Annotated in this window: 12 protein-coding genes; 9 read left to right on the plus strand and 3 right to left on the minus strand. The window is 74.0% G+C overall.

What is annotated here, in order from left to right; genetic code table 11:
* Positions 1-110: 110 nt before the first annotated feature.
* From ACZ56L_RS26870 to ACZ56L_RS26900, 7 genes are read left to right on the plus strand one after another with little or no spacing between them, the layout of a single operon-like run.
* Entirely contained in the window at positions 111-1,415 is a 1,305-nt protein-coding gene (locus ACZ56L_RS26870; protein ID WP_345226102.1) for a condensation domain-containing protein, read from the plus strand.
* Complete coding sequence (locus ACZ56L_RS26875; protein WP_471066862.1) at positions 1,405-7,995, plus strand: amino acid adenylation domain-containing protein; 6,591 nt, start codon at positions 1,405-1,407, stop codon at positions 7,993-7,995. The genes ACZ56L_RS26870 and ACZ56L_RS26875 overlap by 11 nt, the downstream gene beginning before the upstream one ends.
* Positions 7,992-13,394 carry an amino acid adenylation domain-containing protein gene (locus ACZ56L_RS26880; RefSeq protein WP_471066864.1) on the plus strand — a complete coding sequence of 1,801 codons (5,403 nt, stop codon included), beginning with the start codon at positions 7,992-7,994 and terminating at the stop codon, positions 13,392-13,394. The genes ACZ56L_RS26875 and ACZ56L_RS26880 overlap by 4 nt, the downstream gene beginning before the upstream one ends.
* Entirely contained in the window at positions 13,391-14,548 is a 1,158-nt protein-coding gene (locus ACZ56L_RS26885; protein WP_471066866.1) for a saccharopine dehydrogenase NADP-binding domain-containing protein, read from the plus strand. Before ACZ56L_RS26880 ends, ACZ56L_RS26885 begins: the two co-directional genes overlap by 4 nt.
* Complete coding sequence (locus ACZ56L_RS26890) at positions 14,545-15,636, plus strand: Gfo/Idh/MocA family oxidoreductase (RefSeq protein WP_471066868.1); 1,092 nt, start codon at positions 14,545-14,547, stop codon at positions 15,634-15,636. The genes ACZ56L_RS26885 and ACZ56L_RS26890 overlap by 4 nt, the downstream gene beginning before the upstream one ends.
* Positions 15,633-16,409 carry a thioesterase II family protein gene (locus tag ACZ56L_RS26895; protein WP_471066870.1) on the plus strand — a complete coding sequence of 259 codons (777 nt, stop codon included), beginning with the start codon at positions 15,633-15,635 and terminating at the stop codon, positions 16,407-16,409. Before ACZ56L_RS26890 ends, ACZ56L_RS26895 begins: the two co-directional genes overlap by 4 nt.
* Positions 16,406-17,044, plus strand: a complete 639-nt coding sequence (locus ACZ56L_RS26900; protein ID WP_471066872.1) for an O-methyltransferase — start codon at positions 16,406-16,408, stop codon at positions 17,042-17,044. The genes ACZ56L_RS26895 and ACZ56L_RS26900 overlap by 4 nt, the downstream gene beginning before the upstream one ends.
* A 114-nt stretch (positions 17,045-17,158) precedes the next feature.
* Here the strand turns inward: ACZ56L_RS26900 and ACZ56L_RS26905 are convergent, their stop codons facing one another.
* Positions 17,159-18,544 carry an FAD-binding oxidoreductase gene (locus ACZ56L_RS26905; protein WP_401761592.1) on the minus strand — a complete coding sequence of 462 codons (1,386 nt, stop codon included), beginning with the start codon at positions 18,542-18,544 and terminating at the stop codon, positions 17,159-17,161.
* Between the two features lie 162 nt (positions 18,545-18,706).
* On the opposite strand from ACZ56L_RS26905, the gene ACZ56L_RS26910 reads away from it, so the two are divergent.
* Both ACZ56L_RS26910 and ACZ56L_RS26915 read left to right on the plus strand, forming a co-directional pair.
* Positions 18,707-19,057 carry a VOC family protein gene (locus ACZ56L_RS26910; protein WP_345226087.1) on the plus strand — a complete coding sequence of 117 codons (351 nt, stop codon included), beginning with the start codon at positions 18,707-18,709 and terminating at the stop codon, positions 19,055-19,057.
* Between the two features lie 5 nt (positions 19,058-19,062).
* Positions 19,063-20,211: a class I SAM-dependent methyltransferase gene (locus tag ACZ56L_RS26915; RefSeq protein ID WP_468690464.1), complete on the plus strand. Its 1,149-nt coding sequence runs from the start codon at positions 19,063-19,065 to the stop codon at positions 20,209-20,211.
* 118 nt (positions 20,212-20,329) lie between these two features.
* Here ACZ56L_RS26915 and ACZ56L_RS26920 read toward each other — a convergent pair whose 3' ends face one another.
* Both ACZ56L_RS26920 and ACZ56L_RS26925 read right to left on the minus strand, forming a co-directional pair.
* On the minus strand, positions 20,330-21,199 hold the full coding sequence (locus ACZ56L_RS26920) for an alpha/beta fold hydrolase (protein WP_345226083.1): 870 nt from the start codon (positions 21,197-21,199) through the stop codon (positions 20,330-20,332).
* A 52-nt stretch (positions 21,200-21,251) separates the two neighbouring features.
* Positions 21,252-22,616, minus strand: a complete 1,365-nt coding sequence (locus ACZ56L_RS26925; protein WP_471066875.1) for an NAD(P)/FAD-dependent oxidoreductase — start codon at positions 22,614-22,616, stop codon at positions 21,252-21,254.

Raw genomic sequence — 22,616 nt, forward strand, 5'->3', positions numbered from 1 at the left:
CTGACCCGGCCGGGGGCGGTGTCCGCCCAGCAGGAAAGGACCCTGACGGTCCTCTCAGGTTTCTTTCAGCGACGGCGGCGCGGGCGGCAGCCGTCGTTACGTTGCCGGACGTGACAGTCACCGAGATCCGCCCGTCCGTGGGCCAGACGCTGCTGTGGTTCCTCGACCGCTACCGGGGCGAGGAGGGCGCGCTCAACTGCCCGGTACTGTGCAGGTTGCGCGGTCCGCTCGACCGCGGCCGGCTCCGGGAGGCCGTCGATACCGTGCTCGGCCGGCATGAGGCGCTGCGCACCACCTTCACCGGCGGCGGCCGCCGCCTCAAGGCACTCGTGCACCCGACGGCGACGGCGGATATCCGCGAGGTCGACCTGACCGGCGACCCGGACCCCGGGGCGCGCGCCGACCGGGAGGTGGCCGCCGAGCTGGGCACCCGGATCGACGCCGGGGTGAACGCCGTCCGCGTCACCCTGTGGCGGCTCGCCGACGACCACCACGTGCTCTGCCTCAACATGCACCACATGGTCACCGACTCGTGGTCCTGCAACGTGATCTTCGAGGACCTGTGCGCCGCGCTGGAGGGGAAGGACTCGGGGGAGGCCACCGCGTACTCCCGGTTCGCCGAGGAGCAGCGCGAGACGCTGGCCGGGCCCTCGGGGAAGCGGCTGAGCGCCTTCTGGGGCGAGCGGCTGAAGGAGGTGACGCTGCCTCCGCTGCCGATCCGGCCCGCCACCGCGGGCGCGCCGCGCGACACCCGTCTCGTCCAGGACGTGCTGGACGCGCCGACGGTGGCCGCGTTGGACGCGCTGGCGAAGCGGGAGCGCTCCACGATGTTCGTGGCGCTGCTCACCGCGTACTACCGGGCGCTGAAGTCGGTCAGCGGCGCCGAGGACCTGGCGGTGGCCACGCTGTTCGCCAACCGCGGTGCCGAGCACCGGCGCACCGTGGGGTTCCTGGCCAACATGGTGCTGCTGCGGACCCGGTTGACGGGGGACGACTTCGCCGCGCACCTGCGGGCCACGCACGGCACGGTGATGGAGGCGTTCGTCCACCAGGCGCTGCCGTTCCAGATGCTGCCGATCAACCTGGGGGGCACCGACCGGCGGCTGGACGACGTGGTGTTCCAGATGATGGCGGACCCGGTGTACTCCACCCGGGCCGGCGGTCTCGACATCGACGTGCTGGTGCCGGACGACGTCGCGACCCGCTTCGAGCTGGAGCTGGTCGCCGTGCCGGACCGGGACACGGTGCGGGTGCTGCTGTTCTACAACCCCGACCGGTTCGAGCCGGAGTTCGCCGGGTCGCTGCTCGCTTCGTACGTCGACATCTGCACGACCGCCGCCCGCGGCGCGGCGCCCCACACCGACCAGGCCGGGGCCCGTCCCCTGCCGCGCACGGGAGGCCACGATGACCAGTGAGGTGACGGCGGGACGCGTGCTGTCCGCCGAGGAGATCCGCAGCGCCGTCGCCGAGCGGCTGGAACTGCCCGCCGCGGAGATCGGCTTCGAGGAGGACCTGGTCACCCTCGGCCTGGACTCCCTCGGGATGATGAACCTGGCGGCCTCCTGGCAGGAGGCCGGTGTGGAGGTGACGTTCGGCGACCTGGTGGAGGAACCCACCGTGCGCGCCTGGGCGGCGCTGCTGTCCGGCACCGACGACGGCGCCGGCCCGCGTCCGGAGGCCGGGCCGGAGGCGGCCGCCGAGGCGGAGGCGTTCCCGCTGGCCCCGATGCAGCACGCCTACTGGTCGGGCCGGCAGCCGGGGATGCCGCTGGGCTGCGGGTCACACTTCTACTTCGAGTTCGAGGTCGTCGCCGACGTGGCGCGCTGGGACGGCGCGGTGGCCGCGCTGCGCCGCAGGCACCCGATGCTGCGGGCGGCGGTCGGCCCGGACGGCGAGCAGCGGATCCTGCCGGAGTGCCGGGGCCTGGACGAGGTCGTGGACCTGCGCGGCCCGGCCGAAGCGGAGCGCGGGCAGCGGCTCGCGGACCTGCGCGAGACCCTCTCCCACCAGACCCTGCCGGTCGGCGAGGGCCGCGGCCTGGACGTCCGGCTGGCGCTGCTGCCCGCCGGAAGGGGCAGGCTCTTCCTCGACATCGACATGCTCGTCTGCGACGCGTCCAGCTTCCGGATCGTCGTCGGCGACCTGGCCCGCCTGTACGAGGACCCGGGCGCCGCCCCCGCGCAGCCCGGCCTGACCTTCTCCCGCTACCGCAGGCTGGTCGACGAGGGCGGCCCGCGGCCCCGCCCGGCGGACCTCGCGTACTGGCAGGACCGCGTCGACGAGCTCCCCGAGGCGCCCCGGCTGCCGCTGGCCGCGCCGCCGGAGCGGATCGAGCGGGTGCGCACGGTGCGCCGGCACGCCTGGCTGGCCCCGGAGACGTACGAGAGGTTCGCCCAGCACGCGCGCAGCAACGGGCTGACCGTGTCGATGGCGGTCGCCGCCGCCTACGCGGACGTCCTGGCCGCGTGGAGCGAGGAGACGGACTTCCTGCTCAACCTGCCGGTGCTCAACCGGATTCCGGTGCACCCCGAAGTGGGCCGGGTCGTCGGCGACTTCACCGACCTCCTGCTGCTGCGGGTGGCGCCGGACGCGCGCCGCACCTTCGCGGAGCGTGCGCACGCGGTGCAGGAGCAGTACCGGCGGGACGCCGCGCACGCCGCGTACGGCGGCACGTCCGTCCTGCGCGACCTGGCCAGGACGGCCGCCGGGGCGAACCGGCGGGCGGGCGTGGTGTTCACGAGCGCGCTGAGCCTGGGCGAGCTGTTCGACGGGGCGACCCGCGCGGTGCTCGGCGCTCCGGTGTGGATGAGTTCGCAGACCTCGGGCGTGTGGATCGACCTCCAGCTGATCGAGCACGACGGCGGCATGCTGATCAACTGGGAGACCACGGAGAACCTGTTCGAGGACGGGGTCCCCGAGGCGATGTTCGAGGCCTTCGTCAACCGGGTGCGGCTGCTGGCCTCGCAGCCCAGCGCCTGGTGGGAGGCGTTGCCGGTGCGTCCGCCCGCACCGCAGCTCCAGGCCCGCCGCGCCGCCAACGCCACGCGTGCGGAGCTGCCGCGCCGGACGCTGCACGAGGAGTTCTTCCGGCGGGCGGCCGAGCGCGGCGGGGCTCCGGCGGCGCTCTGGGGCGAAGGAGAGGCCCTGACGTACGGCGAACTCGCCCGTCGGGCCCTGCGGTTGGCGCACGTCCTGCGCACTACGGGGGTCACCGCGGGCGACCGGGTCGTGATCACCCTGCCCAAGGGCGTCGAGCAGGTGGTGGCGGTGCTGGCGGTGCACGCGCTGGGCGCGGCGTACGTGCCGGTGGGCACTGAGCAGCCCGAGGCCAGGCGGCGCACCGTGGAGACGCTGTCGGGGGCGCGGTGCGCGGTGGTCCGCGACACCGGTGAGGGTCCGATTCCGTATGTGGACGTACGGTGCTGCACCGCTCCCGAGGTGCCGCTCCTGGAGCGGCCGGCGGACGTCTCGCCCGACGACCCGGCGTATGTGATCTTCACCTCCGGGTCGACCGGCGAGCCCAAGGGCGTGGAGCAGACGCACGCGGCGGCCCTCAACACCGTGGCCGCGCTGAACGCGCGCTACCGGGTGGGTCCCGGCGACCGCACCCTGTGCCTGTCGGCGCTCGACTTCGACCTCTCGGTGTACGACGTCTTCGGCCCGCTCACCTCCGGAGGCGCGCTGGTCCTGGTCGACGACGAGGAGCGGCGCTCCCCCGAGGTGTGGTTGCGCAGAGCCGCCCAGCACCGGGCGACTGTCCTGAACTGCGTGCCGGCGCTGCTCGACATGGCGCTGACCACCGCCGCCCAGCGGACCGGGCCGGACCGGTGGCCGTTCCGGCTGCAGCTCCTGGGCGGCGACTGGGCGGGACTCGACCTGCCGGGCCGGGTGCACGCGCTGCGCCCGGACAGCGTGTTCGTGGTGCTGGGCGGGACGACGGAGACCGCGATCCACTCGACGGTCCAGGAGGTCGCGGAGGTGGATCCGGCCTGGCCCTCGATCCCGTACAACGTACCGCTGCCCAACCAGCTCTGCCGGGTCGTCGACGAGCACGGCCGGGACCGCCCGGACTGGGTGGCGGGCGAGCTGTGGATCGGCGGGGCCGGAGTGGCCCGGGGGTACGTGGGCGCGCCGGAGCTGACCGCCGCGAAGTTCGTGGCGGCGGACGGGGTGCGCTGGTACCGCACCGGCGACCGGGCCCGCTACCGGCCCGGGGCGGTGATCGAGTTCCTCGGCCGGGCGGACCTCCAGGTCAAGGTGAACGGCTACCGGATCGAACTGGGCGAGGTGGAACGGGCGCTGGCCCTGCACCCCGGGGTGCAGGGCGTGGTGGTGACACCGCTGGCCGGGCACGGCGGCGCGCTGTACGCGCTGCTCGCTCCGGACACCGTGGACACCGAGGAGGTGCTGGCGACCGCCGCCCGGCAGGTGCCCGCGTACATGGTGCCCGCGCGGGCGGTGGCCGTCGACGCCCTGCCGCTGAGCCGCAACGGCAAGGTGGACCGTGCGCGGGCGGGGCGGCTGCTGGCCGCCGCGTTGACCGCGCACAGGTCCGACGGCGCGGCGGACGCCCCCCGCGGCGGGGCGGAGGAGACGGTCGCGGCGCTGTGGGCGGAGCTGCTGGGGTCCGGGCCGCTCGGCCGGAACACCAACTTCTTCCACATCGGCGGCGACAGCCTCCAGGCCGCCCGTCTGCTGGCGGCGCTGCGCAGGCAGGGGTACGAGGCCAGGCTCGGCGACCTGTTCACCCGTCCCACGGTGGGCGGCTTCGCCGGGACGCTGACCCGCGCCGGGGCGCGGGCCCCCGACACGGTCCCGGCCGACCCCGCCCGCCGGCACGAGCCGTTCCCGCTCACCGACGTGCAGCGCGCCTACTGGCTCGGCCGCGATCCCGACTTCGCGCTGGGCGGCGTGGCCTCGTACTGGTACTGGGAGTTCGCCGGCGACCGGGTCGACCTGGGCCGGCTGGAGGCCGCCTGGAACGCGCTGGTGCGGCGGCACGAGATGATGCGCGCCGTGCTCGACGGCGAGGGCGGTCAGCGCATCCTGCCCGAGGTGCCGCACTACCGCTTCGACGTCACCCGTACCACCGCGGCCGACCACGAGCAGGCGGTCGCCGCACTCGGGGACGCCATGGCCCAGCAGGTGCTGGACGTCACGTCCTGGCCGCTGTTCGACGTGCGCGCCGTGCAGCGGGAGGACGGGCGCACGGTGTTCGGGGTGGGCTTCGACTACGTGGTGCTCGACGCGCTGTCGATCATGACCATCTTCACCGAGCTGAACGCGCTGTACGCCGAACCGGACCTGCGACTGCCGGAGTTGGAGCTGTCGTTCCGCGACTACCTGCTGAGCCGGCGGACCGACCCGGCGGCGCGGGCGCGCGACGAGGCGTACTGGCTGAAGGCGATCGAGGAGCTGCCCGCGGCCCCGGCGCTGCCCACCGCCCTCGACCCGGAGCACATCGCCCGGCCGCGCTTCGTGCGGGAGGAGTTCGGCATCGACGCGGCGACCTGGGCGAAACTCCGCCGTCGTACCACCGACGAGGGACTGACCCCGTCGGCCGTGGTCGCGGCGGCCTTCGCCGAGGTGCTGGCGGCGTGGAGCGCGGAGACCTCGCTGACGCTCAACCTGACGGTCTTCGACCGGCAGGACGTGCACCCCCAGGTGAACCAGGTGGTCGGTGACTTCACCTCGCTGCTGCTGCTCGGACACCACAGCCGGCCCGACGGTTCCTGGACCGAGACCGTGCGCCGGTTGCAGGGGCAGATCTGGGAGGGCATCGAGCACCGCGACGTCTCCACCACCTGGGTGCTGCAGCAGCTGGCCCGGCGCACCGGGGGCGGGCAGATGCTGATGCCGGTGGTGTTCACCTCCACGCTCGGGGTGAGCGCGGACTTCAAGGACCTCACCTTCGGCTTCGGCGAACTGCGGCGCGGTCTCTCGCAGAGCCCGCAGGTCGCCCTGGACTGCCAGGTGGTGGAACGGGACGGCGGGCTCGCCGTCAACTGGGACCACGTCGAGGGCCTCTACAGCCCCGGGGTGGTCCCGGCGGCCCTGGAGGCGATGCGCCGGCTGCTGGTCGCGCTGGCCGACAGCGACTGGTCGCGGCCGGCCCCGCCGATCGCCCTGCCCGAGGGGCAGGCGCGGGTCCGTGCCGAGGCGAACGACACCGCCGCGCACCTCCCCGCCCGGACCCTGCACGCGCCGGTCTTCGAGGCCGCCCGGCGCACCCCGGACGCCGTCGCGGTGCGCACGGAGTCCGGCGCGGCGGTGACGTACGCCGAGCTGACCGGGCGCGCCCTCGCCGTGGCCGGGCACCTGGTGGCCCTCGGGGCGCGGCCCGGCGAGACCGTCGTGGTGTCGCTGCCCAAGGGGCCCGCACAAGTGGACGCGGTTCTGGGAGTGCTGGCCGCGGGCTGTGCGTACGTGCCGGTCGGGGTCGGGCAGCCGGCCGCGCGCCGCAACCGGATCGTGCGGTCGGCGGGGGCGCGCCTGGCGCTGGTCGCGGACGCCGCCCCGGGCGGCGACTGGGACGAGGCGGTGCGCAGGGTGCCGGTCGCCGAGGCGTCGTCGGCCGCTCCCCTCGCGGAGCCCGTGCCGGTCGACCCCGGGCAGCTCGCGTACGTCATCTACACCTCGGGTTCCACCGGCGAGCCGAAGGGCGTGGAGATCACCCACGCGGCCGCCGCCAACACCGTCGACGACGTCAACTCCCGCTACGGCGTGGGGCCCGGCGACGTGGCCCTCCAGGTCTCGGCGCTCGACTTCGACCTGTCCGTCTACGACCTGTTCGGGCTGCTCGCGGCGGGCGGCACCGTGGTCACCCTCACCGAGGACGTCCGGCGCGAGGCCGCCGTCTGGGCGTCTCTCGCCGTCGAGCACGGGGTCACCGTCTGGAACACGGTGCCCACCCTGCTCGACATGCTGCTGGTGGCCTGCGAGTCGGGGCCGGGCCTGCCCGCGCTGCGGGTGGCGATCGTCTCCGGCGACTGGGTCGGACTGGACCTGTACGACCGGCTGCGGGCCTGCGCCCCGAACGCCCTGCTCGTCGCCATGGGCGGCGCCACCGAGGCCGCTATCTGGTCGAACGCCCACGACGTGACCGCCGTCGACCCCGCCTGGGTGTCGGTCCCGTACGGCAGGCCGCTGGCCAACCAGCGCTTCCGGGTGGTCGACCCGCACGGCCGCGACCGGCCCGACTTCGTGCCGGGCGAGCTGTGGATCGGGGGCGCGGGGGTCGCGCTCGGATACCGGGGGGACCCGGAGCGCACCGCCGCGTCCTTCGTGACGGCCGGGGGCGAGCGGTGGTACCGCACCGGCGACCTGGGCCGCTACCACCCCTCGGGGGTCCTGGAGTTCCTGGGCCGGCGCGACCACCAGGTGAAGGTGCGCGGGCACCGCATCGAACTCGGCGAGATCGAGACCCGGCTGCGCGAACTGCCCGCCGTGGCACGCGCGGTGGCGTGGGTGGACGGCAGCGCCGGGGTGCGCCGCCTGGCGGCGGTCGTCACCTGCGAGCCGGGCGCGGCCCCCGCGCCGGCCCCGGCGGACCTGCTGGCCGCACTGGCCGCGCACCTGCCCGCCCACATGATCCCCGAGCACCTCACCGTCGTCGACGCGCTGCCGCTGAACGCGAACGCCAAGGTGGACCGCGCCGCCGTCGCCGAGCTGTACGGGCTGCGCCACGCGACGGCGGAGCCACCGGCCGACGACCGGCCGCAGGGCGACACCGAGCACGCGGTGGCCGAGGTGTGGGCGGAGCTGCTGGACGCCCCCGGCGTCGGCCGCAGCGCCGACTTCTTCGGCCTGGGCGGCGACAGCCTCACCGCCACCCGTGTCGTCCAGCAGTTCGCCAAGCGCTTCGGCGTGGAGCTCTCGCTGCGCCAGCTCTTCAACCACCCGACCGTCGCCCGGATCTCCGCCGTCATCGACGCCGAGATCTCCGGCAGCCACCCGCACCACGCGTCCGCCCGACTGGAAGAAGGTGTCCTGTGACCGCCGCCGACATCATCAGCGAACTCGAACAGGCCGGACTGCACCTGTGGGAGGACGAGGGCAGGCTCCGCTTCCGGGGCCCGGAGGGGGCGATGACCCCGGAGCGCCGTGCCCTGCTCACCGGCAGCCGGGACGACGTACTGCGGGAACTGCGCGAGCGCGCCCCGCAGCGGGTGCAGCCCGACCCGGACGCCGCCCACGAGCCGTTCCCGCTCACCGAGGTCCAGTCCGCCTACCTGCTGGGCCGCCGGGGCGCCTTCGAGTACGGCTCGGTGCCCTGTCACGCGTACGGCGAGCTGGAGTTCCCGGCGCTCGACCGGGAGAGGCTGCTGCGGGCCTGGCAGCGGGTGGTGGACCGGCACGAGATGCTGCGCGTGGTCATCGACTACGACGGCTTCCAGCGGGTGCTGAAGGACCCGCCCGCCCCGGTCATCGGCTGGCACGACGCGGCCGGGCTGCCGCCGGCGGCGGGCGAGGAGACGCTGCGCGAGGTCCGCGGCAGGCTCTCCGCGGAGTCCAAGGACGTCACCGAGTGCCCGCTGTACTCGCTGGAGGTCACCGCGCTCGCCGACCGGGCCGTCCTGCACTTCTCCATCGACTTCCTGATCGCCGACTACGTCAGCATCTACCGGCTGCTGGACGAGTTCGGCACGTTCTACGAGGACCCCGACGCCGCCCTCGAGGCCCCCGGCATCTCCTTCCGCGACTACCTGCGGGCGGAGCGCGCGGTGCGCCAGGGGCCCGCGTACGAGCGCGACCGCGACTACTGGACGGCCCGCCTGGACAGCCTGCCGCCCGCCCCCGAGCTGCCGCTGGTCGAGAAGCCCAGCCGGCAGGGCGCGGCCGGTTTCACCCGCCGCGAGCTGCGTCTCGAGCCCGCCCTGTGGTCGGCGCTCAAGGCCCGTGCCGGGGAGCAGCGGATCTCGGCGTCGACGGCGGTGATGGCCGCGTACGCCGAGGTGATCGGCCGGTGGAGCCGCAGCCCCCGCTTCACCCTGGACGTGACGGTGCTCAGCAGGCTGCCGCTGCACCCGGACGTGGGCGAGATCGTCGGCGACTTCACCTCCGTGGAGCTGCTGGCGGTGGACGGCGGTTGCGCCGACACGTTCGCGGGACGGGCCCGGCGGGCGGGCGAGCAGCTTTTCGAGGACCTCGACCACCGGCTGTTCTCCGGTGTGGAGGTGCTGCGCGAGCTGACCCGCCGCCGGGGGCAGCAGGGTTCGATGATGCCGGTGGTGTTCACCAGCGCCATCGGGCTGTCCGACGGGCTCGCCCCGCAGGGCATGATGCGCGCACAGATCAGCAACGGCATCAGCCAGACGCCGCAGGTGTGGGTGGACTGCCAGGCGATGGAGGCGGGCGGGGCGCTGCTCGTCAACTGGGACGTACGGGACGACACCGTGCCCCAGCCGGTGCTGGACGACATGTTCGCCGCGTTCGGCGACCTGCTGCACCGGCTCGCCGAGGGGGCCGGGGCGTGGGACGGCGACCCGCTCGCGCTTCCCGCGCACCAGGCCGAACGGCGTGCCGCGGCCAATGACACCGCCCGGCCGGTGAGTGACGCGCTGCTGCACCGGGCCCTGCTCGACCAGGCCTGGCGGCGTCCCGGGGCGACGGCGGTCGTCGACCACCGCGGGAGCGTGGACTACGCGACGCTCACCGCTCGCGCCGCCGCGGTCGCCGCCGCGCTCGTCGCCCGGGGCCACCGGCCGCACCAGCGGGTCGCGGTGGTGCTGGAGAAGGGCTGGGAGCAGATCGCCGGGGCGCTCGGGGTGCTGCTGGCCGGGGGCGTGTACGTCCCCGTCGAGGCGAGCCAGCCCGACGTCCGGCGCAACGGGATCCTCGCGTCGGCCGGGATAGGCCTGGTGCTCTCGCACAGCACCGCCGGTCTCGCGCTGCCCGCCGGTGTCGAGCGCGTCGACGTGGACCGGCTGGACGCGTCCGCAGCCGAGTTCACCGAGGTGCCGGCCGCTCCGGGCGACAGCGCGTACGTCATCTTCACGTCGGGCTCGACGGGTGAGCCCAAGGGCGTGGAGATCAGTCACCGGGCGGCGGTGAACACCCTGGACGACGTCTGCCGGAGGTTCGGCGTCGGCGAGGAGGACGTCGCGCTGGGTCTTTCGAGTCTGGGCTTCGACCTGTCGGTGTTCGACGTGTTCGGCGTCCTGGGGCGGGGCGGCACGCTGGTGCTGCCCGAGCCGGAGCGGCGCAGCGACCCCTCGCACTGGGCGGAGCTGATCACCGGGCACGGCGTGACCGTGCTCAACACGGTGCCCGCCCAGATGATGCTGCTCGAGGAGTACCTGCGCGGCGACGGCCGCGACTGCCCGAGCGTGCGGCTCGGCATGATGTCGGGCGACTGGATACCCGTGACGCTCCCCGACGCGGTGCGCCGGCGCCTCCCCCGGGTCGAGCTGTTCAGCCTGGGCGGGGCGACCGAGGCGGCGATCTGGTCGATCTTCCACCCGATCGGCGAGGTCGACACCGCCGCGCCCAGCATTCCGTACGGCACTCCGCTGGAGAACCAGCGCTTCCACGTGCTCGACGCGTTCCTGCGGCCCAGCCCCGACCTGGTGGTGGGCGACCTGTACATCGCCGGCACGGGTCTCGCGGAGGGCTATCTCGGCGATCCGGTGAAGACGGCGGCGAGCTTCTTCGCGCTGCCGGACGGGGAGCGGGTGTACCGGACCGGCGACCTGGCGCGCTATCTGCCCGGCGGCACCCTGGAGTTCATCGGCCGCGACGACCGGCAGGTCAAGATCCGCGGACACCGCGTCGAGCTCGCCGAGGTGGAATCGGCGCTGGCCGCCGACCCGCAGGTCGACGCGGTCGCGGTGACCACGCAGGGCGAGCGCAACGACCGCAGGCTGGTCGCCTTCGTCTCGCCCGCGCCCGCCGGCCCGGCCGCCCACGCCGTGGACCCGGGCCTCGTGCCGGAGGTGCTGGCCGCGGCCGACGAGATCCGCGAGGGGGTGGACGTCGGCAAGGTGGTGGAGTTCGCGGCCGTCCTCGACGACGCGGCGCTGCGCCGCATGGTCGACGTGCTGCGGCAGGAGGGCGTGTGGCCGGACGCGGCCGCCCGGCACACCACGTCCGAGATCATGCGGCTGGCGAGGGTGGCGTCCAAGCACGAGCGGCTGGTACGGCGCTGGCTGGCGGCCTGCGTGGAAAACGGCTACCTGGACCGGGCCGAGGACGGCGCGTACCGCTGCCTGCGGCTGGTGACCCCGCGGGACGTCGAGGAGGCGTGGGCCGAGGTGGACCGGCTGCTGCCGGAGGCCAACGACCGCCCGGAGCTGGTGGACTACTTCAAGCTCGCCGCCACCCACCTTCCCGAGCTGATGCGCGACGAGCGGGACCCGCTGCGGATGCTGTTCCCCGAGGGCGACCTCGGCATCCACGAGGCCGCCTACATGGAGGGTTTCCTCTCCCGCTACCTCAACCGGCTGGCCACCTCCACCGTGCTGGGCGTCGCCCGGCGCAACACCTCGGGCCGCCCGCTGCGGGTGCTGGAGGTCGGAGCGGGCGTCGGCGGCACCAGCGTCGACACCATTCCGGCACTGGAGGGCGCGAACGTCCGCTACACGTTCAGCGACGTGTCGCAGTTCTTCCTCAACAAGGCGGGCGAGCGGTTCGCGGAGCACCCGTGGGTGGACTACGCGCTGTTCGACTTCAACGAGCCCTACCGCGAGCAGGGCGTCCGGCCGAACTCGGTGGACGTGATCCTGTGCGGCAACGTCATGCACTACGCGAAGGACGCCCGCGCGGTCCTGCGCCGGATGCGCGAGGCGCTGGTGCCCGGCGGGTGGCTGGTCTTCATCGAGACGACGCGTGACAACTACCAGATCCTGACCTCGATGGAGTTCCTCTTCGACGCGACCGCCGGGGACTTCCAGGACGTGCGCCACGGCAAGGACCAGACGTTCATCGGCCGCCACCAGTGGTACGACCTGCTGGAGGGGGCCGGGGCCGAACTGGAGCTGTGCGTGCCCGCGCCGGAGGACGAGCTGGCGCGCATCGGGATGCACGTCTTCGCGGCCCGCTTCAAGACCGACCGCGAGCCCCTGGACACCGAGGAGCTGACCCGGCGGCTCGGCGAGCGGCTCCCGGCGGAGATGATCCCGTCGCGCTTCGAGGTGCTGGACGGGCTGCCGCTGACCGGCAACGGCAAGGTCGACCGCGCCGTCCTCGCCGGGTGGGCCCAGGAGCACCGGGCGCCGGGTGCGGCGGCCGCCGCGGAGGGCTCGCGCGAGGCCGGCGAACTGGAGCTGGCGGTGGCCGCGGTGTACGCGGAGGTGCTACGCGAGTCCGAGGTGCCGCTCGACACCAACTTCTACGCCCTGGGCGGGGATTCGCTGCTCGCGGCGCAGTTGGTGACGGCGCTGCGCGAGCAGGTGCCGGCCGCCGAGGAGGTCTTCTTCGACGAGCTGCTGCGGGAGTTGCTGGGCGGGGCGTCGGTGCGCGAGCTGTCCGCGTTCCTCCAGCAGGGGCAGGAGGTGTCCGAGGAGGCCGGGTCCGGTGAGGAGCTGGTGCTGGCCGGGGCCGCGGACGAGCTCGGCAACCCGGTGCACGTCCTGATCGGCGACGGGCTGGGCGGCCACGCGGAACGGCTCGCCGAGGGGCTGGGGACGCGTGACCCGGTCGTGGTGGTGCCGGCGGTGCGGGTGGCCGAGGGGCAGACTCTGGACGACGTGGCGCAGGAGATCGTGGCGCGGGTGCGGTCGTTGAGCCCGGGTCCGTTCCACCCGGTCGGCGCGCACAGTGGGGGCGTGCTGGCGCTCGCCGTCGCCCAGCAGCTGACCGAGCTGGGGGCGCCGGTGTGCGGGCTGACCGTGCTGAGCAGCTATCCGCTGCCCGCGACCGTCCGCGACGACGTCCTGGAAGAGGCGCTGCTGTGCCTGGACCGTGGTCAGGACCCGGCCGCCCTGGGCTACCCGGAGGTGCCCGCCCTCGGTGCGGCCCTGGCCGTGCTCGCCCCGGCCGGGGACGTCCCGCCGGGCGCACTGGCCGCTCTGGCGGACCGGAGCGAGCCGGAGCTGCGGGCGGCGGGCGAGCCGGCCGCGGTGCTCGGCGCGCTCCCCCGCCGGGACCGGATCGCCAAGCTGGCCGGGGCGCTGGGCCTCGGTGCCGACGAACTCGCCGAACGGCTCGTGCGGGGACGGGCCTTCGCCGCCTGTGTCGCGGCCCACGATCCCGGCGTCTACACCGGGGAGGCCCGGTTGCTGGTGCACGAGGACGAATCCCCGGTCTGGCCCGCCATGGCCGCCGACATGACGGCGCTGTGGGAGTCGGTCTGCGTGGGCGGACTGGTACGGCAGACCGTGCCGGGCGACCACTTCACCTGCCGCGAGCTGATCACCTCCGCCGTGATCGACCTGCCCGACGAGGAGAACGCGTGAGCGACCACAGCACCCCCTCGGACACGGCCCCGGCCCTCGCCGTCGTCGGCGCCTACGGTGCCGTCGGCGCCGCCGCCCTGCGGGTGATCGCCGAACGCCGGCCGGACACGGTGGTACGGCTCGGCGGGCGCGACCGCACGCAGGCCGAAGCCCTGCTGGCCAAGTCCGGGCTGCGCGGCGAGGCGGTCGAGGTGGACCTGTACGACGGGCGGTCGGCGGCCCGGTTCTGCCGCGGCGCCCGCGTCGTCCTCAACTGCGCGGGCCCCTCCTACCAGGTCCTCGACAAGGTGGCCTGGGCGGCCGCCGCGGCCGGCGCCGACTACGTCGACCCGGGCGGCGACGAACCCCTCCTGGAGGCCCTCACCCGCACCGGCACCTTCACCGGCACCGCCGTCATCACCGCGGGCATGCAGCCGGGACTCACCGGACTGCTCCCCCGCCACCTGTGCGCCACCCTCGACGACCCGCGGCGGCTCACCGCCTACGTGGGGACGATGGACCGGCTCACCCCGGCCGGCGCGGCCGACTACCTGCTCTCGCTGGGCGGCGCGTACGGCGAGGCCCGGGGCGCGATCCGCGGCGGCATCCGGGTGGAACGCGAGCTGGAGCCCCGTACCGGCGTGGAGCTGCCGTACGCGAACAACCGGGTGGACGTCTACCCCTACCTGAGCTTCGAGTCCGCACGGCTGCCCGAGCTCACCGGGCTGACCGAGATCGACTGGTACAACGTCTTCGACGGCGGCGCACACATGATGAACTGCCTCAGCAGGCTCCAGGGGGCCATGCGCGGCGAGTCCGATCTCACCGCGGCCGCCGAGGAACTCACCCGGGCCGCCGCCCTCGACCTGTTCGGCAGGGACCCCTTCCAGCTGATGCTGTTCGAGGTCACCGGCGCCGACGGCGCCGGACGGCCCGCCACCCGCAGCCTGGCGCTGCGGGCCGGCGACACCTACGCCCTGACCGGGCTCGTCGGCGCGCTCGCCGTGCTGGCGGTGCTCGACGGCGCGGTGCCCCCCGGTGTGCACTTCGGCTCCGACGTGCTCGACGCCCAGAGCGTGCTCGCCGCACTGCGGGCCGAGCCCGCGGTGGGGCTGCTGGAAATCGTCGACCGGCCGATCCTGGCGGCCCGTGCCATGGAGGAGGGCGAACTGTGAGCCGCCCACGGACCCGACCGCGCGTCCTGGTGGCCGGCACCGGTTTCGGCCGCGCCTACCTGGCGGCCTTCGAGCGGGCGGACTTCGGCTTCGAGCTGGCCGGCATCCTGGCGTCCGGGAGCGCCCGCAGCCGGGCCTGCGCCGCGCACTACGGCGTGCCGCTGTGGCACACGGTCGAGGAGGTCCCGGAGGACGTCGACCTGGCGTGCGTGGTCGTCGGCGGAGTGATGAACGGCGGCCCGGGGCCCGAGCTGTCCCGGGCGCTGCTGCGGCGCGGCGTGCCGGTGCTCCAGGAACACCCCCTGCACCCGGACGAGTTGGTGGCGTGCCTGCGGGCCGCCACCGAGTCCGGGGCGGTCTTCCGGCTCAACACCCACTATCCGCACGTGGAACCGGTGCGCCGCTTCATCACGGCCGCCCGCGCCCTGGTGGCCCGGCAGCGGCCGCTGTTCCTCGACGTGACCTGCGCGTTCCAGGTGCTCTACACGGTCTTCGACGTGCTGGGCCAGGCGCTGGGGTCGATCCGCCCGCACGGGATCGACGGGGTGCTCCCGGCGGCGGAGGGCGCACCGTACCGGAGCCTCACCGGCCGCTTCGCCGGCGTGCCGATGTCCTTCCGGCTCCAGAACGAACTGGTTCCCTCCGACCCCGACAACTACAGCCACCTCTTCCACCGCATCACCCTGGGCACGGACGGCGGGCACCTCACCCTGGTCAACACGCACGGCCCGGTGCAGTGGAGCACGCGCCCGCACATGCCCGGCGACATGAAGGACCTGGTGCGCTTCGGCGACTCGGCCGCCCCGCACCTCAAGGTGGCGAGCGTGGAGCACCTGGGCCCGGCCGGGGGCGCACCGTACGACGAGGTGCTGGGCGAGCTGTGGCCGCAGGCCACGGCCCGCGCCATCGCCGCGACCTGGGACGACGTCCGGGCGGGCGCCGACAGCCGGGGACACGTGCAGTACCACGTGGGCCTGGCGAAGCTGGGGATGCGGGTGGCCGAGGCCTGCGGGCCGGTACGGCTGCACCACCCGAAGGCGCCGCCCGAGCTCCTCGCCGCGGCCGACCTGTGGGAGGGCCCGGCATGAGCACCCTCGTCCCGAACCCGTGGCTGCGCGCCTACTTCCCCCGCCCCGACGCCGTCCGGCGGGTGGTGTTCTTCCCGCACGGCGGCGGTTCGGCGAGCTTCTACCGGCCGCTGGTGCGGGCACTGCCCGACGGGGTGGAGGGCATGGCGGTGCAGTACCCCGGCCGTGAGGACCGCATCGGCGAGCCCTGCTGCACCGACATGCCCGGCCTGGTGGAGCCGCTGGCCAAGGCGCTCACCCGGCTCGACGACAAACCGGTGTGGTTCTTCGGGCACAGCATGGGCGCCTCCGTCGCGCACGAGGTCGCCCGCCTCCTGGGCGGGGCGGGCGAGAAGCTCCCGGAGCGGCTGGTCGTCTCCGGGCGTCCGGGACCGGCCCGGCAGAAACCCGACGACAAGCACCTGGACGACGACCGCCTGTGGGCCGACGTGTGCCGGCTCGGCGGGACCCACGCCCGGCTGCTCGAACTGCCGGGCATACGCGAGATGACCCTGCCGGTGCTGCGCGCCGACTACCGGCTCGTCGGCACCTACCGCCCACAGACCGCCCGGGACCTCTCCGTGCCGCTGAGCGTCTGCTACGGCACCGAGGACCCCGAGGTCGACGCGGACGACGCGGCGGCCTGGACGGCGGCCACCTCGGGGCGCACCGACGTGACCGCCTTCCCCGGCGGCCACTTCTATCTGCGCGGGCCGGCCCAGGCGGAGCTGACGCGGTGGCTGGCCGGGCGGCTGTCCGCCCCCACCGACCTTGCGGAAAGGAACCGAGGATGATCGTTCGCCCCGTCGTGGAGAAGTACGCCGAAGAAGTCTCCTCCGCCGCCCCGCCCTGGCTGGCCCCCCTGGTGGCCGACACGGAGGCCGCCACGGAGCTGCCGGCCATGATGGTGGGAAGCATGCAGGGCGAGTTCCTGGCCTCCCTGGTCTTCGCCCTGCGGCCCCGCCGCATCCTGGAGATCGGCACCTTCACCGGTTACTCGGCGCTCTGCATGGCCCAGACGATGCCCGGGGACACCGAGCTGCACACCTGCGAACTGAGCCCGCTGCACGCCTCGATCGCCCGCAAGCACTTCGCGGCCTCGCCCTGGGCGGAGCGCATCACCCTGTGGGAGGGTCCGGCCCTGACCTCGGTGCGGGACCTGCCCGGCCCCTTCGACCTGGTCTTCGTCGACGCCGACAAGCCCGGCTATGTCGACTACTACGAGGCGGTACTGCCCAAGCTGGCCCCGCACGGGCTGATCCTGGCCGACAACGTGCTCCAGTTCGGCGGCGTCGCCAACGAGCGGGACCAGCAGCCCGACACCCTCGCCATGCGCGCGTTCAACGCCCATGTCGCCGCCGACCCGCGGGTGCGCCAGAGCGTGCTCACGGTCCGCGAGGGCGTGAGCGTCATCCGGCTGGCCGGCTGAGCGCACGCGGGACGGCGCCCGGACCACGGGGGTGGGGTCCGGGCGCCGTCGTCTGCGGGGCCCTGTTCTCAGGGGGATTCGGGGCCCGCCCGCGGTCCGCGGGCGGGCCCTTCGTCAGGTCCGGTCCGCGGGCTTGATGTTGTTGTTGGTGTGGAAGAAGTTCTGCGGGTCGTAGTCCGCCTTGATCCGGGTCAGCCGCTCGTAGTTGGAGCCGTAGGCGTCCTCGATGCGCTCCGCGGAGTCGGCGCCCAGGTGGTTCGCGTAGACCGCGCCCGTGGTGTACGGCAGCAGTTCGGCGTACACCTTCTCCGTCCACTCGACGGCCTCCTCGTCCTTGGCCGGGTCGGTCCAGGAGGTGAGGATGCTGGTCAGGTAGCCCTCGCGGTGCAGGAACGGAGTTTCCGACGCCGGTACGTTCGACATCACCCCGCCCATCAGGCCGCCGCCCACGAGGCTCCGCTCGGAGGGGGCGTTGACGAACCCGTCGGCGAGGATCTGGAGCGGTTCGTCGCGCAGCTCGGGCAGCAGGAACGAACGCGGGTAGTAGCGGTGGCCGGCGACGGTGTTCTCGTCGAGCATGCGCTGCACGGCCACGTACGGCATCGGGCCGCAGAAGTCGAGGAGCGCGCCGGTGCCCAGTCCGCGCATCTGCCCGATCAGGCTCTCGGTGGACTCGTCGGGGTCGGCGTGCACGAAGCCCAGGCCGATGGCCGGTGAGCCGTCCGGCGCGGTGAGGAAGGCGAAGGACGTGGTCAGCTCGTCGGGGGCGGTCCGGTTGAACTCGTCCAGCCGCCGGGCCACGTCGACCGTCTGGTCGATCGGGAAGGCCAGCAGGCCCGCCATGCAGTCGCCCTGCGGGTGCAGGTCGAACTCGAAGCGGGTGGCCACGCCGTAGTTGCCGCCGCCGCCGCGGATCGCCCAGAACAGGTCGGGGTGTTCGTCCTTGGTGGCGGTGACCAGCCGGCCGTCGGCGAGCACCAGGTCGGCGGAGATCAGGTTGTCCACGAGCAGGCCCCGGTAGCGTGCGAGCCAGCCGAGGCCGCCGCCGAGGGTGAGGCCGCCGATGCCGATGTACGACTCCTGGGAGCCGGTGACGGCCAGGCCGAAGCTGGTGGTCTCGGCGTCCACGTCGCCCTGCTCCAGGCCGGGCTGGACGACCAGGCGGCGCTTGGCCGGGTCGACGTGGATGCCGCGCAGCCGGGAGGTGTCGAGCAGCAACCCGCCCTCGACGGTGCCGGTGCCGGCGAAGCAGTGGCCGCCGCCCTTGATCGCCAGCTCGATGTCGTTCTCGCGGGCGAAGTTGACGACCTTGACGACGTCGGAGGCGCCGTCGACCTGGACGATGGCACCGGGGCTCTTCTGGAAGTAGCCGTTCCAGATCTGCTTGCGCTCGTCGTAGTCGGCGTCCTGCGCGGTGATGGTCCGGCCCCTGATCGCCTCCCCCAGCTCCGCGAGCCTGGATTCCGGGATGGCCGTGCCGGTCGCGGTGACGAGTCCCACGTCAGTCCTCCTGAGGGGTTGGCTGGTTCGGCCGGCGCGCGCTGGCGCGCGGGGAGGCCCGTGCGGGGAGAACCTACGACCGGCGAAGGAGGCGCGACACGGCGGTGAAAGAGGGCGGAAAGGCCCCCCGGAGCGTGCGGCGCGCTGGCTACGCTGGCGCACATGTCTGCACTTCGCGCGATGCCGCTGCTCACGGTGACCGACCTCGACTCCGCCGTGGCGGCCCACACCCGGGTCACCGGAATGGAAGTGATCATGAATCACGGCTGGATCGCCACGCTCGCCCCGCCCACGGACCACTCCGTACAGGTCAGCCTGATCACCAAGGACCCCACCGGGCCGGTCAACCCGGCGGCCTCCATCGAGGTGCGGGACCTGGAGGCCGCGCTCGAAGAGGCCCGGGCGGCCGGGCTGGAGATCGTCTACGGCCCGGCGGACGAGGAGTGGGGCGTGCGGCGCTTCTTCTACCGGGACGGCGACGGCAACGTCGTCAACGTCCTCGCCCACCTCTGACCGCCGTGGCTCCCGCCCACCGGCAGTCCGCCGCATCGATACCCGTGCAGCGGGCGAAGCCCGCCGCTGCCGACTCCACGCAGGCGTTCTCCCTGCGCCTCTTCGGGGCGGGGCTCGCCTCGGCCGAGCTGATGACCTGCTTCCTCGGCCTGGAACTGGGGCTGTACGAGGCACTGCGCCGCACCGGCCCCGCCACCGCCGCCCAGGTGGCCGAGGCGGCGGACCTGGACTCCCGGATGGTCCGGGAGTGGCTGGAACAGCAGTCCTGTGCCGGGGTGCTGACCGTCGACGCACCCGAAAGGCCCCCGGAGGAGCGGCGGTTCACGCTGCCGTCCGCCCACGCGGAGGCGCTGCTCGACGCCGGCAGCCCGAACTGGATCGCCCCGCTGGTCGTGATGCCCATCGGCGGCATGGCGGCCGTGCTGCCGCAGTTGGTGGAGGCCTATCGGAACCGCCGGGGCCTTCCGTACGCGGCCTACGGCGAAGCTCTGCGCGGCGGACAGGCCGGCCTGAACCGAGGGGTCTTCGAGCACCACCTGCCCGGCTGGATCAGTCGCCACCTGCCCGACGTCGACGCCCGCCTCCAGGTGCCGGGCAGCAGCATCGCCGACGTGGCGTGCGGCTCCGGGCTCTCCACGCTGGCGCTGGCCCGGATGTTCCCGGACGCCGAGGTGCACGGGCTCGACCTGGACGAGGCGTCGATCCGGGACGCCGAAGCGAACCTCGCCGCCACCGATCCGGCGGAGGGGCTGCGCGAGCGGGTCACCTTCCGGGCGGGCGACGCCGGTGAGGCCGGTGCGGCCGGGCACACGCTGGTCTGCGTGTTCGACGCCCTGCACGACATGTCCGCGCCGGTGGAGGTGCTGCGGGCCTGCCGGGGGCTGCTGGCTCCCGGGGGCGCGGTGCTGTTGATGGAGCCGTCGGTCGGCGAACGGTTCACCCCGGCCGCGCCGGACAGCGAGCGCTTCCACTACGCGGTGAGCGTGCTGCACTGCCTCCCGGTCGGGATGAGCCGGACGCCGACCGCGGCCACGGGCACGGTGATGCGCCCGGACACCGTGCGCGCGTACGCCGCGGAGGCGGGCCTGGACACCCGGGTGATCGACGTGGGCCACCCGTTCCACCGGCTGTACCGGCTCACGGCCCGCCCGTGACCCGCCGTACGGGCAACGGCTGCTAGCCCCTCCGCGGCACGCCGTACGACAACGGCTCCCGGCCTCTGCGCGAGGCCGGGAGCGTTGTGGTGGCGCCGTTGCCGTGGCGCCGACGGCGTCAGCCGTCCTCGCCGCCGGCCTCGGCGAGCCGGCGCGAGCCGCGCGGGGTGCCGACCTTGCCGGAGCGCAGGTAGTCGGCCACCAGCGCGTTGACCTCGGTGGGCTTCTCCAGCAGGGAGGCGTGCCCGCAGTTGCGGATCTCGGTGTACTCGGCGGTGGGGATCAGGTCCGCCAGCTCCCGTGAGAGGTGCCGGGGAGCGACGATGTCGTGCTCCATGCCGACCACGAGCAGCGGCACCCGGACCGCCTTCACCTCCTCGTCGCTGGGCCGGAAGTTGGTGGACGCCTCGGCGTGCCCGATGGCGCCGTGCCCGCCGGACTCGGCCAGGCCCGCGAGCCCCTCCAGGTAGGGGGCGATGAACTGGTCGCGGTTGAGTGCGCGCGGCCCGAACAGGTACATCGCCCGGAAGGCCCCCTCCAGCAGGGCCGGCACCTTGTGGCCGTTCTTGAGCCGGTCCACCGCCTCGGCCTGGATGGCCCGTTGCAGCGCGCCGGGCTTCCACGGGACTCCGATGAGGGCGGCGCGCTCGATGAGGTCGGGGCGCTTCATCGCCAGCTCCAGGAGGATCATCGCGCCCACCGAGTAGCCGATGTACGTGCAGGGGCCCAGCTCCAGCGCCTCGTTGAGGGCGGCCAGGTCCTGCCCGAGCAGTTCCACGGTGTACGGCGGCGGGGTCTCCTCGGACGGGAGCACCCCGCGCAGGTCGAAGGTGACGACCCGGTATCCGGCCTTGGTCAGCTGCGGCACCTGCATGGTCTCGAAGAGGGAGGCCTGGTGCTGGCCGGGCACGAGCACGACGACGGGGCCGTCCTCGGGGCCGAAGACGTCGTAGCTGAGCGTGACGTTGGTGGGCAGGGTGACTTTCATGGTGTTTCCCTTCAGTAGCCGGTGGACGCCCGGCCGACGGCGCGGCGGGCGCTCAGCCGGTGACCAGGCGCTCGAAGTCCTGACGGTTGGGTCCGACGTGGTCGCGCCGGAGGCCGGGGTGTTCGCGCAGGAACGCGAGCACCCGGCGGGCCACCTTGCGGTCGCCCATCAGCTCGGCCGGAGTGAGCAGCATGTGGTAGACGCGCTCGGCGGCGACCCGTACCAGCTCGTCCTCCTCGCGCAGGACGGCGAGGGCGGTGAGGACGCGGGCGGTCAGCGAGTCGTCGTGCGCGCCGCCCGCGAGTTCGGCGAGCCGGGCGGCGTCCGTGGCGACCTGCTGCTCGAACCACTGCCCCAGGCACGCGTCGGTGACCCGGTGGGTCTCCTTCGCCCAGTCATAGGGGTCCCGGTCGAGCCGGTCGAGCTGGTCGGCGACGGCTCTGGCGTGGGCCAGGGCGAGGGAGACGCCGCGGCCGAAGGTGGGGTTGGTCTGGACGCAGGCGTCGCCGACCAGCGCGTATCCGGTGACCAGGGGCGCGCCGTCCACCGCGAGCGAGCGGCGGCGGTTCTCCAGTCCGGCCATGGGCATCGGGTCGCCGACCGGGCTCGCCCCGTCGAGCCACTCGCGCACCGGCGCCACACTGTCCAGGAAGCGCAGGTAGACCGTTCGTTCCAGCAGCCGGGTGCGTACGGGGTCGTGGGAGGAGACGGTGGTCGAGAGGTGGAAGCGGCCGTTGTCGCCGGGGAAGGCCAGCACGGTGGCGAAGTCCAGCTCGTGCACCACCGGGGCCCGCAGGGACGGGAAGCGCCCGCCGGGGCCGAGCGCGAACTCCTGGGCGATGTAGGAGAAACCGCAGGACTGGACGGTCTCCTCGGGCGGATCGCCGCCGATCGCGGTGAGCCAGGCGGCCACCGCCGACCTGCGCCCGGTGGCGTCCAGCACCACGTCGCCGGTCAGGTCGCCGCCCTCCGCGAGCCGGACCCCGTGCACGTGGGGAACGCCGTGCGGCGTCCCGGAGCTCAGCAGCCCGGTCGCCCGGTCGCCCAGCAGGGTGACGGCGGGGTCCGCGACGGCGCGGCGGCGCAGCGCGGCCTCGAAGACCAGGCGGCGGCTGAGCAGGCCGAGGTCGTCGCCGCCCGTCTCCAGCGTGACGGGGACGGCTCCCTCTCCGGTCAGCTCGGCCGTCACCTCGGGGCACTCCTCGCGCAGCACCCCGATGCCGAGGCCCAGCAGGGCGTGCCCCTGCCGGGCGTGCGGCACGCCGCGCCTGTCCCAGTCGGAGACCTCGGCGTGGGGTCCGCCCCCGGGTGGCGGGCCGTCCCGTTCGACGAGCGTCACCCGGTGTCCGCGGCGGGCGGCGAAGACCGCGAGCCCGAGGCCCGCCACGCCCGCGCCCAGTACGACGATGTCCGCCAC

Source organism: Streptomyces sp. NPDC039736, assembly GCF_055596485.1.

Excerpts from the sequence above, each read along its gene's own strand:
- ACZ56L_RS26875 (WP_471066862.1), top strand. The coding sequence starts at position 1,405 with ATGACCAGTGAGGTGACGGCGGGACGCGTGCTGTCCGCCGAGGAGATC.
- ACZ56L_RS26920 (WP_345226083.1), bottom strand. The coding sequence starts at position 21,199 with ATGAAAGTCACCCTGCCCACCAACGTCACGCTCAGCTACGACGTCTTC.
- ACZ56L_RS26910 (WP_345226087.1), top strand. The coding sequence starts at position 18,707 with ATGTCTGCACTTCGCGCGATGCCGCTGCTCACGGTGACCGACCTCGAC.
- ACZ56L_RS26900 (WP_471066872.1), top strand. The coding sequence starts at position 16,406 with ATGATCGTTCGCCCCGTCGTGGAGAAGTACGCCGAAGAAGTCTCCTCC.
- ACZ56L_RS26895 (WP_471066870.1), top strand. The coding sequence starts at position 15,633 with ATGAGCACCCTCGTCCCGAACCCGTGGCTGCGCGCCTACTTCCCCCGC.